The following is a 16977-nucleotide window of genomic DNA, read 5'->3' as shown; positions in this document are numbered from 1 at the left end:
CGGAAAATACTTAATATGCCGATTTGACAATATACTATTCCTGATATTGAAATAATAAGATGGATCGCCTGGATGCCATGCGCGCCTTCGTCGCCGTTGCCGAAGCGCAGAATTTTACGCAGGCCGCCAGGCAAATCGGGCTGTCGGCGCCCGGGATCACGCGCGCCATCGCCGCCCTGGAAGACCGCATCGGCACCCGCCTGCTGCACCGAACCACCCGGGTCGTGCGCCTGACCGAGGCCGGCACGACCTTCCTGACCGACTGCAAACGCATCCTGGCCGAGGTGGAGGAAGCCGAGGCCTCGGCCGCCGGCATGCATGGCACACCGCGCGGCACCCTCAGCCTCACGGCTTCGGCGATGTTCGGACGCATCCATGTGGCGCCGGTGATGTTGGACTTCCTGCAGCAGTATCCGGAAGTGACGATGCGCAGCCTGTTCGTTGATCGCGTGGTGGACATCATCGACGAAGGCTTCGACGTCGCGGTGCGCATCGCGCATCTGCCGGATTCATCCCTGAGCGCCGTACGCCTCGGCACCGTACGCCGGGTCATCTGCGCCTCGCCCGACTATCTGGCCCGCCACGGCATCCCAAAGACGCCGGCCGATCTGGCCCAGCATCAGGCCTGCCTGTTCTCGGCCTTCCTCGCGCCACAGCCTTGGGTTTTCCAGAATGGCGGGCGTAACGAAACCCTGCTGCCGCCTTCGCAGCTCGTGGTCAATTCAGCAGATGTCGCGATTGCCTCGGCTCTTGCCGGGCGCGGCGTCACCACCATTCTGTCCTATATGATCGCGCCCTATCTGCTGAGCGGGGAGCTGAAGATCGTGCTGGCAGATTACGAACTGCCCGCCATTCCGGTGCACCTGGTGCATCGCGAGGGTCGGCGCGCCAATGCGCGGGTTCGTGGCTTCATCGATTTCGCGGCATCACGCCTGCAGAGCGCCCTCAGCGGCCTGCCCCAGGGCTAGGCTGCAGCCTGTGCGGCGAGGCGAATGCAGCGGGCCAGATGCTGGTTGCCGACAACAACCGGCTCCGGTGTCGCGACCAGACAACTAGCATCCGCATATTTGCAGCGCGGCGCGAAAGCGCAGCCGGGCGGCAGGTTGGCCAGATCGGGCGGCGAACCCGGGATGGCGTCCAGACGCGCCGTCGACATGGCGTCATGGGCGCGCGAGGCGAGCAGCCCCTGTGTATAAGGATGGCGCGGATTCCGGATGATGTCGCGCACGCTGCCGGTTTCCACGATACGGCCCGCATACATGACGGCGACACGATCCGCCATTTCCACCGCCACGCCGATATCGTGGGTCACCAGGATGACCGAGAGGCCGAGTTCACGTTGCAGGTCACGCAGCAGCAGCAGAATCTGGATCTGCACGGTGGCATCCAGCGCCGTGGTCGGCTCGTCGGCCAGCAGGATCTTGGGATTGCAGGCGAGCGCGAGCGCGATCATGGCACGCTGGCGCATGCCGCCCGACATCTCGTGCGGATAAGCCTCCAGACGGCGCTCCGGGGAAGGAATACGCACCTTCTGCAGCAGGGCGAGCGCCCGGGCATAGGCCTCCCCCTTCGACACGGATTCATGCCGACGGATACTTTCCACCATCTGCGCGCCGACGGTGTAGACCGGGTCGAGCGCCAGCAGCGGCTCCTGGAAGATCATCGAAGCCGTCTTGCCGCGATAATCGGCGAGCGCGCGGCCCGACAGCGCCATCACGTCCTGCCCAGCCACCGTTACGCTGCCGGTGCTGCGGGTACGTTTTTTCGGATGCATGTTGAGGATGGAGCGTAGCGTCACGCTCTTGCCCGAGCCGGACTCGCCCAGCAGGGCCAGAACCTCGCCGCGCGCCACACTGAGCGTCACACCGTTGACCGCATGCACGGGCTTGCGCCCGCCGGTGAAGGTGACGGTGAGATCACGGATATCGATCATGGGGGCGGGTTTCTCGCTCATTCCGCAGCCTCCCGGGCCGGACCGGCCGCCGAATGGCCCGAGCCTGCTTCATACATCAGGCAGGAGACTTGCTGCGCCGATCCGGTCACAGCGAGCTTCGGCACCTCGACGCTGCAGACCGCTTCGGCGCGCGTGCAGCGCGTATGGAACCGGCACCCCGACGGCGGATTGATCGGATTTGGCGGATCGCCATAGAGCGGTGCTTCCATGGTGCGCGCATCCGGATCCATTGCCGGCATCGAGGACAGAAGCGCACTGCTGTAAGGATGCGCCGGACGGTCAAAGATGTCGTTCGCCGTGCCGATTTCGGCCACCTTGCCCAGATACATCACCATGACGCGATCCGAGATGAAGCGGACGACGTTCAGATCGTGCGAGATGAAGATATAGGTCAGGCCGAAAGCCTCCTTCAGGTCGAGCAGCAGGTTCAGTACCTGCGCCTCGACCGACTTGTCGAGTGCCGACACGGCTTCATCCAGAATGACCAGGCGCGGCTCCAGCGCCAGGGCGCGGGCGATATTGATGCGCTGGCGCTGGCCACCGGAGAGTTCATGCGGATAACGGCCGGCGAAGCGGTTGGGCTCAAGGCCGACGCGCGCCAGCAGGTCATGGGCACGACCGATGGACTCTCGACGCGATACGCCATGTACCTGTGGCGCGAAGGCGATCGAATCCTCGATGGTCAAGCGCGGATTGAGCGAGGCATAGCTGTCCTGGAACACCATCTGCACCTGGCGGCGGTATTCCGGCAGGGAAAGTTCCTGCCCGACGACTTCGCCATCAAAGATGATGTTGCCCTGATCCGGCTGGATCAGATGCATCAGCAGGCGCGCGGTGGTGGACTTGCCACAGCCGGACTCTCCCACGATGCCGAGCGTCTCGCCCTTCAGCAGGTCGAAATCGACACTGTCGACAGCACGCACCACGGCCGTCGTGCGGCCGAACAGGCCCTTGTTCACCGGGAAATGCTTGACCAGGCCACGCACGGTGAGCAGCGGCTGACGCGGACCACCGCGATCACGCGGATCGAGAGAGATATCCTGATCGGTCGCGCTCATCCGCGTACATCCATAGCCGACCGCAGGCTGTCGGAGAACAGGTTGAAGGAAATCGAGGTGATGAAGATCATCGCGCCCGGAAGTGCCGCGACCAGCGGATTGACATAGATCGCCGTGCGCAGCGTGTTCAGCATCAGGCCCCATTCCGGCTCCGGCGGCTTGACGCCCAGACCGAGGAAGCTGAGGCCCGAAGCCAGGATCATCGAAACCGAGATCAGGCTGGTGGCATAGACAAAAATCGGGCTGAGAACGTTGCCGAGCACATGCACCCGCACGATGGTCGGCCCACCAGCGCCACTGGCGCGTGCGGCCTCCACGTAGTCGCGGTTGCGCACCTGGGTGGTAACGCTTTCCGCCACGCGGGTGATCGGCGGTACGAAAACGATGGTCAGCGATACCAGCGCATTGGTGATGCCGGCGCCCAACGCGCCCGACAGCGCCACCGCCAGCAGCACCGAGGGGAAGGCATAAAAGATGTCGATGGTGCGCATGATCGCGGTGTTGAGCTTGCCGCCGACATAGCCGGCGAAAATCCCCAGACCAGATCCGATGACAAAAGCCATCAGCACCGGCGTCACCCCCATAAACAGCGAAAGGCGTCCGCCATAGATCAGGCGAGACAGCATGTCTCGGCCAAGCTCGTCGGCACCAAGCGGATAACCCGGCGTGCCGACCGGACGCAGACGGCGCAGCATCGAGCCCTTGATCGGATCAGCCGGCGCAATGTAGGGCGCCAGGACAGCCATCAGCACCAGCGCCACGATCAGCGCCAGCGCCACCATGGCGACAGGATCGCGGCTCAGCCGCCGTATCACACCGCGCCAATAGCCGTCCGAGACCTGGATCGGAGCCACCGTTACTTTGTCGTCAATCGCACCGACGGCCATGGTCAGCTCCGCTGGATGCGCGGGTCGAGCGCGGTCTGCAGCACGTCGACCAGAAGGTTCAGCATGACGAAGAACATCGCCAGCACCAGGATGGTGCCTTGCAGCAGCGGCAGATCGCGCTGGAAGATCGCGGCATTCAGCAGGAAGCCTGTACCCGGCCAGGAGAAGACCGTCTCGATCAGGATCGAACCGCCGAGCAGATAGCCGAGCTGCAACCCCATGACGGCCAGCGCGGTCGGCGCAGTGTTCTTGACGACATGGCGGAAGATGCCGCGATCCATCAGGCCTTTCGCACCCAGCGCCTGCACGAATTCCTGCGACAAGATTTCAGCTACCAGCGCGCGGATGGTGCGGGCGATGACGCCCATCGGAATCACCGACATGGTGACGGCCGGCAAGATGAGGTGGCGGATATGGGCCCAGTCCCAGGACCAGTCCATTGACCCACCCGGCCCCGCGCCAGTGGCGGGCAACCAGCTCAGTTGCACCGAGAACAGGATAACCAGCACCATGCCGAGCCAGTAATGCGGCACGCTGACGCCGAGCACAGACAGGAAGGAGGCAATGCGGTCGATGACGGAGTCGCGGAAATAGCCGGCGACAAAGCCGAACAGCGCGCCGAAGAAGAACCCGATCATGGTGGCGACTGCCGCCAGCATCAAGGTATTGCCCACGGCACGGGACACTTCAGTGAGAACGGCGCGGCCGGTGGCAATCGAGGTACCGAGGTCGCCGACCAGAACCTTGCCGAGCCAGATGACGTATTGCACCGGCAGCGGCTTGTCGAAGCCGTAGATCACCCGCATCTCGGCCTGCAGTTCGGCCGTCGCGTCGACGGGCAGGACAGCGGTCAGCGGATCGCCTGGCGTGATATGCACCAGCATGAAGCAGACGAGACTGACGCCGAAAGCGACAGGCAGGACATAGATCAGCCGTTTGATGGCATAAATCAGCATGGGGCGCCGGTTCTAAAAGGCAGAAAAAGGCCGGCCCTGCTGGTCAGGGCCGGCCGTTCATTCACATTACTTGGTCATCGTGATGGGCGAGAAATCCTGGAACCAGTTCTGCGCCTGTACGAAGCCCTTGACCTTGGAGGTCATGGCGCGCGGGTTCACGTCATGGGTGATCATCAAGAAGATGGCGTCATCCACATACTTCTCGTGAATCTTCTGCATCACCTTGGTCTGGCCCGCCGGGTCGAAGGTGTTGCGCACCTCGTCAAACAGCTTGTCCATGTCCGGATCGCAGTAGTGGCCCCAGTTGGTGCCGGCTGGCGGCGCCAGGTTGCACTGCAGATGACGGATAACACCGGTGAAGGGGTCCTGGATGAAGTAGCTGTAATTCATCGCCGTACCGCCGCGCGAGCTCTCATGCTTGGAACCGGCGCGCCAGATGTTGATCAGCGTGTTCCACTCGACCACTTCGAACTCGATCTTCAGGCCGATTTCCGCCAGGTTCTGCTGAACGAATTCGTTCATCGGCAGCGGCAGCATCTGGCCCGAACCCGAGGGCGAGATCAGCACCTTGGCAGTCAGCGGCTTTTCCGGGCTGTAGCCGGCTTCCTTCATCAGCTTCTTGGCTTCGACCAGATCGGTCTTGACCTTGAAGCTCGGATTGCCAAACCACTGGTGACCCGGCGGGAAGAAGCCGGTGGCCGGAATCATCAGGCCGCTCAGCAGTTCCTTCATGCCTTCGCGATCAACCGCCAGATTGGCGGCCTTACGCACGCGGATGTCGTTCCACGGCGAGCCTTCGGCGCGCGACAGATGCCAGGTCCAATTATGCGGATAGGCATTGGTGATGATGGTGAAGCCGCTGCTCTTCAGCGACGCAACCGTGTCCGGGGCCGGAGCCTCGATCCAGTCAACCTGGCCAGAGCGTAGCGCGGCGACGCGGGCGTTCGGCTCGGGCAGCGGAATCACGACCAGCTTATCCAGCTTCGGCACGCGCGCCTTGTCCCAGTAATCGGGGTTCGGCACCATTTCGGCACGCTCGCGCGGCACGAAGGTGGTTAGCTTCCACGGGCCGGTGCCCGACGGCGTCTTGGCGAATTCGTCCCAGGTCTTGACCTTCTCGAATTGCGCCTTGGACGAGAACATGATCCAGGCCAGCTGGTAGGGCAGCGTGGCATCCGGGCTCTTGGTGATGATTTCCAGCGTCAGCTTGTCGACCGCCTTGTAGCTGGCGATCGCCGGAATGCGCGAGCGACCCTGCGCCGACTGGCGCGGATCGAACTGCGGAGCATCCTTGTTCAGCAGCTTTTCAAAGTTCCAGACCGCAACTTCGGCGGTCCATTCGCTGCCGTCGTGGAATTTCACGCCCGGACGCAGCTTGAAGGTCCACTTGGTTTTATCGGTGGCATCGACGCCCCAGCTTTCGGCCAGACCAGGCACCAGATCGGAAGGCTTGGTGGCCGAGCTCAGGTCCCAGTTCACAAGGGCGTCATAGATGGTATAGCCCATGAACCGCATGCCTTCGCCGCCATTGTCGGTCTGGCCGGTGGTCAGCGGGATATCTGAGGCAGTCATGCCGATACGCAGCACGCCCTGCGCCTGCACCGGCGTCGCCGTAAGGCCGCTCAGGGCCGCTGCCGCAAGCAGGCCGAGAACCGTCGTGGAAACTATTTTGGAGACCATGGTCTTCACCCCAGGTTGGAAGATTGGGGTGAAGACGCAAGGTCCGTGCCACGAACGAAGAACTTGATTCTACGCGTACAAATGAGCGGGTTGTCGGTGGCTGCTTATCTGGAATCCAGCATTGCCTCTAAAATAAGCAGCCGCCCGATGCATCCGATTGGTTACGGGCAGTGGTTCAGTTACCGCGGCATCCGATCATAGGTCGGCTGCTTCGACTCGAACGCGCCGCCCAGGCGATACAGCATCGCCTCATCGAACGGCTTGCCGATCAACTGGAACCCGATTGGCATGCCGCCCCGCACGAAGCCCGCGGGAACCGTCATCGACGGCAGCCCCAGATAGTTGATCGGACGGGTGAGCCGCGTCAGCGACGCGATGGTCTTGGCGGCTTCGGGTTTGCCGGCGACATCGGTTTCAGCGATCGTCGGCGCCGGTTTGTCGGCGACAGGCGCGAAGACCGCGTCGGCGCCGTTCATCGCCTTGAGGAAAGCGGCCGCCGCCTCACTGCGCCAGCGTTGGGAGTCGATATAATCCACGGCGCTGAGCGCAAGCCCGTTTTCCAGGCGACCGCGCACCTGATCGCTGTAGAGACCAGGTCGCGTACGGAGCCAGGATGCATGCAGGGCCGAGGCTTCGGCCGACACCATCACGAAAGAAGCCGCTGTGACCATCTCCATGTCCGGCGGCGTCATCTCGATAACCTTCACGCCCAGCTTGGCGAAGACCTTCAGCGCGCTCTCCAGCAGTTCGGCGCTCGGCTTGTTCAGCTTGTCCCAGAAATAGCGGCGCGGCACGGCGATCTTCAGTCCGCGCACGGCACCCGACTGCGCCGCCTTCATATAAGCGTCCACCGGCAGGCTGCTGGCGGTGGGGTCGCGCGGATCGGCTCCGGCCAGGATTTCCATCAGCAGCGCGCTGTCTTCCACGCGGCGCGTGAGCGGCCCGACCGTATCGAGCGAATAGCTGAGCGGCATGGCAGCCGCGCGGCTCACCCGCCCCCAAGTCGGCTTCATGCCGACCAGGCCACAGTAATGCGCGGGCTGGCGGATCGAGCCGCCAGTATCCGAGCCCAGCGCGCCGAACACCATGCGCGCGGCCACCGCGGCCGCGGAACCGCTGGACGAGCCGCCGGTGATGCGGTCGATGTTCCAGGGATTATGGGCATGACCATAGTGATAATTGTGGCCGGTCGGACCGAAGGCGAATTCCGCCATGTTGAGACGGCCGAGATCCAGCGCGCCTTCGGCATCCAGGCGCTGCAGCGCCGTGGCGGTTTCGGTGGCCTTCCAGTGCCGGCGAATGGCCGAACCGCAGGTGCTTTCCTTGCCCGCACGGTAATACATGTCCTTGTGCGCCAGCGGCACGCCAGCCAGGCGGCCCAGCTTGACGCCACGCTTGCGCGCACGATCCACGGCCTTGGCAGCCTTCAGCGCTGCCTCGCCTTCCAGCTTGAGGAAGGCATTCACCTTCGGCTGCCATTCGGCGATGCGAGCCAGGCTGGCCTCGGTCAGCGCCTGGGCGCTTACCTGACCCTTGGCCACGGCGCGGGCGGCTTCGGCCAGCCCGAGATTGATCAAAGCGGTGTCCGACGGCTTCTTGCTCACTTGCGGCCGCCTTTCTTCGCGGGCTTTTCCAGCGTTACAGGAAACAGGCCCGGCTCGCGCTCAAAAGCGAGCTTGTGGGCGACAGTGCGGAATTTGGCCACGGCAACGCCAAGGCTGCCCGCGATTATATCGGCACGGCCGGGACGTAATTGCACACCGGCCTCGGCGAACAGACCCGCAACCAGCGGCGGCTGCAGGGCCGCGGCTGGCTTGGCCGGCGGAGTGATCTGTGTAACGACAGCCTTCTTCGGTTTCATGGCGGCGGCTCGGCTCCCTTGCGCACAGTGATCAGTCCATAATGCTGCGGCATGCGATGGACTGCAAAGTTGAAAGTGGTGGTCTTGTAACTGGCGCAGGCATCAAGGTCGCAGCAGGCGACCGCCAGCTCGTCGCCCTCTCCTTGCGTCGCTGCCACTGTCATTCCCGAAGGCGCAATGATCTGCGTTCCGGCGATCATGGGCACGCCTTCTTCGTTACCGGCCTTGGCGACACCGATAACCCAGCTGCCGTTCTGATAGGCGCCGGCCTGCATAACCAGTTGATTATGGAACAGGGAATGCGCGTTGTGATCGGGTGCGGGCGGGTTGTGCACCGGCGTGTTGTAGCCGAGCAGGATCATCTCCGCGCCCTGCAGACCCATCATGCGATAAGTCTCGGGCCAGCGCCGGTCGTTGCAGATGCACATGCCGAGGATGCCACCGAAGCCGCGCCAGACCTGAAAGCCCGTATCACTGATATCAAAATAGCGCTTTTCCAGATGCTGGAACTCGCGCCATGGCTCGTGCTCGGCATGGCCAGGCAGATGCACCTTCCGGTATTTGCCGATCACCGCGCCATCCTTGCCGACGAGAATGGAAGTGTTGAAATGCTGCCCCTCCGGCGTCAATTCGGCATACCCGATGGAAAAGCCCAGTCCCAGTCGCCGCGCCTCGTCGAACAGCGGCTGGGTCTCCCGCCCCGGCATCTCGCGCTCAAAGAAACTGTCGATCTCGGCCTGATCGGTCATGAACCAGCGCGGGAAGAAAGTGGTCAGCGCCAATTCCGGAAAAACCACCAGATCGCAGCCCATGCGCCTGGCCTCGCGCAGATGCGCGATCAGGCGCTCCACCACCTGGGGCCGCGTTTCGCTGCGGGCGATAGGGCCAAGTTGGGCGGCGCCCACGGTGATCAGACGCGCCATATCAAGCCCCTTTCTGTACAGCCGCCGGCGGCTTGCCAACGATCCGTTCATACACTGCCGGATCGGTGGCGCCTTCGCTGCCAAACACCAGAATCCGCGACTGCGCATCCAGCTTCAGCATTGCCGCGACCTTCGGGTCGCGGTGCGCCAGCAATGCGCCGGCCAGACCCGCCACGGCGGATTCACCGGCAACGATAGCCGGATCGGATCCGACAGTCTGCGCCAGGCGACGCATCAGCTCGGCGGCACTGTCATCCGTAATGGTCATGAAAGCGTCTGCGCCAATCGACAGGATGTCCCAGGCGATCTGCGAAACCTCGCCGCAGGCCAGGCCGGCCATGATAGTGTCCAGCGCGCCTTCGACCACCACGGGCCTGCCGGCTTCGGCGCTGCGATAGAGGCAATCGGCCTGGTCCGGCTCGACCACCACGAAGATCGGGCGATCGAGGTCTTTTTCCCACAGATACGCCAGAACGGCAGCAGCAAGTCCCCCGACACCGCCCTGCACAAAGACATGGGTCGGTTTTGCCGGAGCCTGCCGCAGCGCCTCGGCCGCCATCACCGAATAGCCCTGCATCACATCGCGCGGGATTTCCAGATAGCCGGGATAGGAAGTATCGGAAATGACGATCCAGCCGTTGGCGGTGGCATCCTGCTGCGCCTTGCGTACGCTGTCGTCATAATTGCCCGCCGTCCGTTCCACCCGCGCACCATAGGCTGCGATAGCCTGCTCCCGACCGGCGCTAACGCCGGCATGGACATAGATGACGCAGGCACAGCCGAACAGCGAGGCGCCCCAGGCCACCGAGCGGCCATGATTGCCATCGGTGGCACAGGTGACAGTGATCCGGCTGACGATATCGGCGTAGGTGCCGGCCAGCAGATCGGCGCTGCTGACATCGGCCGGCTGCAGGCCGTGCACGGCGGCGACCGCCTTCTGTAGCTGGCGCAGCACTGCATAGGCTCCACCCAGCGCCTTGAAGCTGCCAAGGCCGAAGCGCCCGCCTTCATCCTTGTACCAGATTGCGCCAAGGCCCTGCTCGCCCGCCAACCCGGCCAGATCATGCAACGGTGTCGACGCGAAGCCCGGCCACTGCGCGATCTCGGTCCGCGCCGCGTCATGGGCGGCCAGGGACTGGATGGCTTTCAGTGCCGGCGGATAGGGAATGTCGCGCTGACGGCGCGAATTGAAGAGAAACGCGGAAAGCATGGGCCCGATCTTTGTACGCTGGCCCTGAACAAGCAAGGAGCCTGCCAGTCCGTCCCTCTACGCCAGAGCCGATTCTGCGGCAGTGCAGCACAGGTGACGATGATCAAAGCCTATGCAGATGCCCGCCTTCCAGGCTTAAATCGCAGCACCGTATTGCCACCACTTGGATAATGATCATGCAAGATACCGTGCTGGCCGCCTGCCTGCCCGAGGATCACCAACAAGCAACGCTGGTCGGCCGCGCCTGGATCGGCGGCAACCCCGCCGGCCCCGTGGTGGTGGCCCTGCGCGGCGAGGATGTCGTCGATCTCTCGGCGCTGGCGGCAACCAGCAGCGAACTGCTCGACCTCGACCAGCCGGCCGCCATCGTGACCAAGGCAATCAAGGCCGCGCCCCGCATTGGCATGCTGGCCGATCTGCTGAAGAATACTGCGACGCTAACCGCACCGTATCTGCTGCCGCCCTGCGACCTGCAGGCCGTGAAGGCCGCCGGCGTCACCTTCGCCGACAGCCTGATCGAACGGGTGATCGAGGAGCAGATTCGTGGTGATGCCAGCCGCGCCGATGCCGTGCGCGCCGAGATCGCAGCCGCCATGGGTGGCGAACTGGCCCGCATCAAGCCTGGTTCACCCGAGGCCATGCGCCTACGCGAAACGCTGATCAAGCGCGGCGCCTGGTCGCAGTATCTGGAAGTTGGCATCGGACCCGATGCCGAGATCTTCACCAAATGTCAGCCCATGGCATCCGTCGGCACCGGTATGAAGGTCGGTATCCATCCGGACTCGACCTGGAACAACCCCGAGCCCGAAGTGGTTCTGGCGCTGAACAGCCGTGGCGAGATTGTCGGCGCGACGCTCGGGAACGATGTGAACCTGCGCGATGTGGAAGGTCGCAGCGCGCTGCTACTGGGCCGCGCCAAGGACAACAACGCGTCTTCTGCGATCGGACCGTTCATCCGTCTTTTCGACAGTCATTTCGCCCTGGACGACCTGCGTCGCGTCGAGGTCAGCCTGGTGATCGAAGGGCGGGACAATTTCCGCCTGGAAGCCAGTTCGCATCTGGCCCGCATCAGTCGCGACCTGCCCGATCTCGCCGGTCAGGCCTTTGGCAACAGCCACCAGTATCCCGATGGCGCCATGCTGTTTACCGGCACCATGTTCGCGCCAATCCAGGACCGCGGCGCGCCCGGCATGGGCTTCACGCACAAGCCGGGCGATGTGGTAACCATCCGCTCGCCGCGCCTGGGCGGACTGGTCAACCAGGTCGACACCTGCGATCGCCTGCCGCCCTGGACCTTTGGCAGCCGGGCGCTGATGCGCAACCTCGCGCAGCGCGGCCTGTTGCGCTAAGCTGTTCCCATAAGTCCGTGGGAGGACATCATGCTGGATCGGGTATCGGCGGTCATCCGCCTGAACGAAAACGATAATGTGGTCGTAGCGCGGGCCGAGATGCAGCCCGGCATGAGTGTGGAAGGCGGCAATGTCACCTGCCGCAGCATCATTCCCGCCGGCCACAAGGTCTCCACCGCGCCCATCGCGCAAGGCGAAGCGATCCGCAAGTACAACCAGATCATCGGCTTCGCCTCCATGCCGATCGAGCCCGGCCAGCATGTGCACAGCCATAATATGGTGATGGGCGACTTCGACCGCGATTATGCCTATGGCGCCGACATGCGCCCAACGCTCTATATCCCTGAAGACCAACGCGCCACCTTCCAGGGCTACATGCGCGACAATGGCAAGGCCGGCACCCGCAACTATCTGGGTGTGGTCACCAGCGTGAACTGCTCGGCCACCGTGGCGCGTTACATCGCGGACTATTTCAAGGGCGATGCGTTGCGCGACTACCCCAATGTCGACGGCGTGGTCGCCATCGTGCACGGCACCGGCTGCGGCATGGCTGACAAGGGCGAAGGCTATGGCAACCTGCAGCGCACGCTCTGGGGCTATGCCCAACACGTCAACTTCGCCGGCGTGATGATGCTGGGCCTGGGCTGCGAAGTGGCGCAGATCGATTTCATGATGGAGGCACAGGGCTTGAAGCACAGCCCGCGCTTGCAGAGCATGACTATCCAGGAGACCGGCGGCACTCGCAAGACGGTGGAACGCGGCATCGCACAATTGAAAGAAATGCTGCCCGACGCCAATGCCATCCGGCGCGAGACCGTGCCAGCCTCGCATCTGACGCTCTGCCTGCAATGCGGCGGCTCGGACGGCTATTCCGGCATTACCGCCAATCCGGCGCTGGGGGCGGCAGCCGACCTTCTGGTGCGCCACGGCGGCACGGCTATCCTGAGCGAAACTCCAGAGATCTACGGTGCCGAACATCTGTTGACCCGTCGCGCCGAAAACCGGGAGATTGGCGAAAAGCTGATCGAACGCATCCGCTGGTGGGAGGAATACTGCGAACGCAACGGCGGCTCGATGGACAACAACCCCTCGCCTGGCAACAAGAAGGGCGGCCTGACCACCATTCTGGAGAAGTCATTGGGGGCCGCAGCCAAGGGCGGCACCACCAATCTGCGCGGCGTCTACAAATACGCTGAACCGGTGGATACCAAGGGCTTCGTCTTCATGGACACGCCCGGCTATGACCCCTGCTCGGCCACCGGGCAGATTGCCGGCGGCGGCAACGTCATCTGCTTCACCACCGGCCGGGGTTCGGTCTTTGGCGCCAAGCCGGTGCCCTCGATCAAGCTGGCAACCAATTCGGCCATGTATCGCCGCATGGAAGAAGATATGGACATCAACTGCGGTGCCATCCTGGATGAAGGCATCAGCGTGCCCCAGATGGGCCAGCAGATTTTCGACAAGATCGTCGCTGTGGCCTCGGGCCAGCAGTCGAAGAGTGAGGAATTGGGCTTCGGCGACGCCGAGTTCGTGCCCTGGCAGATCGGCGCCACAATGTAGCCATATCGGCGAAAGACCGCCGTTTCTGCCGTAGCCAAGCCACCGAATGGTCACTTCCCATTCGGGATGCAGATCGCAATGCTGAGGGCTTCCCGTCATTCAGCCTAGGCTTGCCCATGTTTCGCCCTGTCAAAAACTGGATCCGCAAAACCTCCCGTGCGATGGGTTATGACATCGTTCCGTTGCGCGACATGAAGGACCGTGATTTCGCTATCCATCTGGGTCCGCTGTTCCGTTTCCTGAAAATCGACTGCGTGCTCGACGTCGGCGCCAATACCGGCCAATACCATGACTTCCTGCGCGACAAAGTCGGTTATCAGGGCCTGATCGTCTCCTTCGAGCCAGTCAGCCGCAATGTCGCCATCCTGCAGCACCGGCGCCTGAATGATCCGCACTGGGAAATCGTCGGCCATGCGCTGGGCCGCAATCGCGGTTCGCTGCCCATCCATGTGATGAAATCCGACCAGTTCAGCTCCTTCCTGACCCCGGACAATTCCGCGGTCCCGGAATTCAACGGCCTGAACGAGGCCAGCCATACCGAGATCGTCGCGGTGCACCGGCTGGATGAAATCCTGCCCGAACTGCAGCGCCGCCACGGTTTCCGCAATGTCTATCTGAAACTGGATACCCAGGGTTTCGACCTGGAGGTTCTGGCGGGCGCCACGGCCATCCTGCCGAATATCGCCGCCCTGCAGAGCGAAGCCTCAATCATCAATATCTACGAAGGCATGCCGGGCTACATGGATACGATCCGGCATCTGAACAACTGCGGATTCGATATCTCGGGTCTCTACCCGATCAGCCGCGACCCAGGCATGCGCCTGATCGAGTTCGATTGCGTGATGGTCAATCGCAACACCGCGCGCGATCACGCCAAGATGTCGGCCTGACCGCGATAGCGGTCACTCCGCAGCGGCCTGGTATTCCACGCGGTCGATCCGCCGCAGCAATTCAACCGTATCATCGCCAGCGACAAAGCCGCTGCTGGGCGTATCCAGTAGCCGCTGTCGCGTCTCGTCATATTCCGTCTGAGTCAGCGTGAGGAAGAAACGCACAAGCGCATCCTCATAAGGCTTCTCGAAACTCCAGCCCACTTGTGCCTCATCCACCAGCCGCGCAACTTCGAAGCCACGTGCCGTAAGGCAGGGTACACCAAAATAACCGGCCTCGTAGAACCGACAGGGCAGCAGCCAGCGCGAGTTATGCTCGGTATGCTCCAGGTCGATCGCCCAGGCGAAATCGATATCGCCATAGACCTCGGGCAGATCACGGGGATTCACGTAATCGCCGTCATAGACCAGATTGTCCAACCGAGCGATGGCATCCATCAGGTAGCGCCGGTCCACGGTGGTGAAGATACCGCGAAAACGGAACAGCACCAGCCCCTGCAGGCGTTCGGCAAGCCGGATGATCAGGTCGATGGTTTCGCGACCACGGATCAAGCCGCAATAACCCACCACCCAGCGATAACGCTCGCGACCGGTTATGCCGCGTTTCTCCACCGGACGGATGCCGGTTACCAGCGGAACATTGGCCGGCAATTTGTTTTCCAGCAAAAACCAGGCGCCGTCATAGCCCTGGATCGGCTTGAAGTAATGCCGAATGAAACCCGGCGACGACACCACCAGCAGATCGGTGCGGCGCAGGCCGAAGCGCTCGAGCGTCCGCAAGAGGCGCGACCGCCATCCATCGCCGACGAAAGCCGGCTGAACATCGAGGATTTCATAGATCAGCCGCGCCGGCTTATGCGCAAACAGGCGGGCGAAAATCGCTAGAAGCAACTGATCGAGATTGCGTGCATAGAGTACTTCGGCGGATTTGAGTTTCTTGTACTGGGCTAGGATACGCGGAAAGGCACCGAGGATGGCAGCGATCCGATGCAGATAGCGGAAATCGTAGGTCCGCCCCAGATAGACGTAGGGCCATGACGGTTCATAGCCGCGATTGTAGTTGTCGCGTCTAAAGCCGAATACCTGCAACTGGTAGCCATGCGCCAGAAACGCCTCGGCGCGTTTGACGGTGCTCACATCGCTGACATCGGGCGCAAAGAACATCACGGATTTTTTCTTGCGGACATGGCTGTGCATGCCTGTCTCCAGATTACGGAATGTCAATCTTGTTGCTGTGCGATAGTAGGGACGCGAGGGTGGACAAAGGTGTGATCAATCTGTGCTTGAAACGGCCACAAAAACGCCATGTTTCCGCAGCTCTGGCTTATAAAAACGCACCGTTTTGCAGTGCAGTTGGCGGTCACAGGTTGATCACTGGTGATCCAGGAATAAGTCGGCTTGCATAGGCTTAGGTTTCCTCCTTTCCCGAATCAGGTTTTGAGCCGTGAGCACGACTGCCGCCGAGGCGACACGAAGCGCCAACGAACACTTCGGTATTCCCCATACGGGTGCGCGCCGCTTCGAGCGCGTCGCCGTCAGCAGCATTTTCGGCGATCCGATGGATCGACGCACGTGGTCAGCCGCGCCCTACAACGTGGCGCGCGGACTTCAGGAACGCGGCATCGCGGTCGAAGGTATTCATTCCGGCGGTCAGAAGAGCGAACGCGGGCTGCTGGCCATGCAGTACGTGCTGAAAGGCTATGGCCTGCCGCGCACCAGCGAGGCCGTCCTGCGCATGCGAGCCGCCCGCGACAAGGCGGCTGAGCGGCTGGCCGAAATCGCCCGCCGGCGCCGCATCCGCCATGTCCTGCATACCGGTACGCTGGACCTGCCGCCGGTCGACCTTGATGACGGCGTTAAGCATTACCTCTATTGCGATCATGACTGGGCCCTCTCCCTGCAACACCGCACCGACATGAAGGGGTACAGCCGCCGGGCGCTCGAAGCCTTTGAGCAGCTTGAGCACGAGGCCCTGGCCAGCGTGGAGCATGTATTCACCTTCGGCGCCTATGTGCGCGACCACCTAATCTCGCATTACGCTCTACCGCCCGAGAAGGTCACCGTGGTGGGCTCCGGCATGGGGCAGATCGAGCCTTACGACCAGCCCAAGACCTATGACCGGCCGAACCTGCTGTTCGTCGCCAAGCATATCTTCGCGGCCAAGGGCGGCCTGCTGCTGCTAGAAGCCTTCCGGCTGGCGCAGCGCGAGCGACCGGATCTGACACTGTCCATCGTGGGTGACGAGCGTAGCCGTAGCCTGGTGCCGGATCTCCCGAACGTACATTTCCACGCCCATTTGCCCTGGCGGGAATTGCAGCGGCTCTTCCGCACATCGACCCTGCTGACGCAGCCGATGCTGAATGATCCCTGGGGCCAAGTTTATCTCGAGGCCATGCTGTCGCGCACGCCCGTCGTGGGTCTGCGCCGCAACGGTCTGCCCGAAATCACCGAACAGGGCCGTCACGGTTTCCTCGCCGACCAGGCCGAACCCGAAGCCCTGGCCGCCGTCATTCTCGATGCGCTGTCCGATCCGGATCGTCTCTATGAGATGGGCTGGAGCGGCCAGCAGCATGTCCTGTCGTCCTATTCCTGGGACGCCGTGGCCGATCGCATCGCCTTTACAGCCTGACCCGCCTCCCCCTCCCCCAG

The 16977-nt window shown here is 62.8% G+C and carries 15 protein-coding genes; 5 read left to right on the top strand and 10 right to left on the bottom strand.

The features are described 5' to 3' along the window. Positions 1-59: 59 nt before the first annotated feature. On the top strand, positions 60-968 hold the full coding sequence (locus tag AC1RRT_RS14545; RefSeq protein ID WP_493014528.1) for a LysR family transcriptional regulator: 909 nt from the start codon (positions 60-62) through the stop codon (positions 966-968). On the opposite strand, the gene AC1RRT_RS14540 is transcribed toward AC1RRT_RS14545, so the two are convergent. The 9 genes from AC1RRT_RS14540 to AC1RRT_RS14500 form a co-directional block, all read right to left on the bottom strand. After that, positions 965-1954, bottom strand: coding sequence for an ABC transporter ATP-binding protein (locus AC1RRT_RS14540; RefSeq protein WP_493014527.1), 990 nt, complete (start codon positions 1952-1954; stop codon positions 965-967). The genes AC1RRT_RS14545 and AC1RRT_RS14540 overlap by 4 nt on opposite strands. Continuing rightward, positions 1951-3012 carry an ABC transporter ATP-binding protein gene (locus AC1RRT_RS14535; protein ID WP_493014526.1) on the bottom strand — a complete coding sequence of 354 codons (1062 nt, stop codon included), beginning with the start codon at positions 3010-3012 and terminating at the stop codon, positions 1951-1953. Before AC1RRT_RS14535 ends, AC1RRT_RS14540 begins: the two co-directional genes overlap by 4 nt. Further along, positions 3009-3899: an ABC transporter permease gene (locus tag AC1RRT_RS14530; protein WP_493014525.1), complete on the bottom strand. Its 891-nt coding sequence runs from the start codon at positions 3897-3899 to the stop codon at positions 3009-3011. The genes AC1RRT_RS14535 and AC1RRT_RS14530 overlap by 4 nt, the downstream gene beginning before the upstream one ends. Before the next feature lie 2 nt (positions 3900-3901). Beyond that, positions 3902-4855, bottom strand: coding sequence for an ABC transporter permease (locus tag AC1RRT_RS14525; RefSeq protein WP_493014524.1), 954 nt, complete (start codon positions 4853-4855; stop codon positions 3902-3904). 66 nt (positions 4856-4921) lie between these two features. Further along, the gene (locus AC1RRT_RS14520; RefSeq protein ID WP_493014523.1) at positions 4922-6535 is read right to left on the bottom strand and encodes an ABC transporter substrate-binding protein; all 1614 of its coding nucleotides are present in this window, start codon (positions 6533-6535) and stop codon (positions 4922-4924) included. 179 nt (positions 6536-6714) lie between these two features. After that, positions 6715-8139: an amidase gene (locus AC1RRT_RS14515; protein ID WP_493014522.1), complete on the bottom strand. Its 1425-nt coding sequence runs from the start codon at positions 8137-8139 to the stop codon at positions 6715-6717. Next, positions 8136-8396, bottom strand: coding sequence for a hypothetical protein (locus tag AC1RRT_RS14510; RefSeq protein ID WP_493014521.1), 261 nt, complete (start codon positions 8394-8396; stop codon positions 8136-8138). The genes AC1RRT_RS14515 and AC1RRT_RS14510 overlap by 4 nt, the downstream gene beginning before the upstream one ends. Next, a complete protein-coding gene (locus tag AC1RRT_RS14505) occupies positions 8393-9319 on the bottom strand; it encodes an N-carbamoyl-D-amino-acid hydrolase (protein WP_493014520.1) in 927 nt (308 codons plus the stop codon). The genes AC1RRT_RS14510 and AC1RRT_RS14505 overlap by 4 nt, the downstream gene beginning before the upstream one ends. Before the next feature lies 1 nt (position 9320). Further along, entirely contained in the window at positions 9321-10529 is a 1209-nt protein-coding gene (locus tag AC1RRT_RS14500) for a diaminopropionate ammonia-lyase (protein WP_493014519.1), read from the bottom strand. 176 nt (positions 10530-10705) lie between these two features. Here AC1RRT_RS14500 and AC1RRT_RS14495 point away from each other — a divergent pair, with 176 nt between their 5' ends. From AC1RRT_RS14495 to AC1RRT_RS14485, 3 genes are all read left to right on the top strand, one after another. Beyond that, the gene (locus AC1RRT_RS14495) at positions 10706-11878 is read left to right on the top strand and encodes a fumarylacetoacetate hydrolase family protein (RefSeq protein WP_493014518.1); all 1173 of its coding nucleotides are present in this window, start codon (positions 10706-10708) and stop codon (positions 11876-11878) included. A 30-nt stretch (positions 11879-11908) separates the two neighbouring features. Continuing rightward, positions 11909-13438 (top strand): UxaA family hydrolase, encoded by a 1530-nt coding sequence (locus tag AC1RRT_RS14490; protein ID WP_493014517.1) that lies wholly within the window; start codon positions 11909-11911, stop codon positions 13436-13438. Positions 13439-13554: 116 nt separating this feature from the next. Then, positions 13555-14328: an FkbM family methyltransferase gene (locus AC1RRT_RS14485; protein ID WP_493014516.1), complete on the top strand. Its 774-nt coding sequence runs from the start codon at positions 13555-13557 to the stop codon at positions 14326-14328. A gap of 12 nt (positions 14329-14340) precedes the next feature. Here AC1RRT_RS14485 and AC1RRT_RS14480 read toward each other — a convergent pair whose 3' ends face one another. Continuing rightward, positions 14341-15525, bottom strand: a complete 1185-nt coding sequence (locus AC1RRT_RS14480) for a glycosyltransferase family protein (RefSeq protein ID WP_493014515.1) — start codon at positions 15523-15525, stop codon at positions 14341-14343. Positions 15526-15772: 247 nt separating this feature from the next. Here AC1RRT_RS14480 and AC1RRT_RS14475 point away from each other — a divergent pair, with 247 nt between their 5' ends. Then, positions 15773-16957, top strand: a complete 1185-nt coding sequence (locus AC1RRT_RS14475; protein WP_493014514.1) for a glycosyltransferase family 4 protein — start codon at positions 15773-15775, stop codon at positions 16955-16957. Positions 16958-16977: the final 20 nt, after the last annotated feature.

This window comes from Ferrovibrio sp. GW821-FHT12B10 (assembly GCF_058807515.1).
Note: the sequence above shows the minus strand (reverse complement) of the source record. Positions and strands in the feature narration are given on the sequence as shown.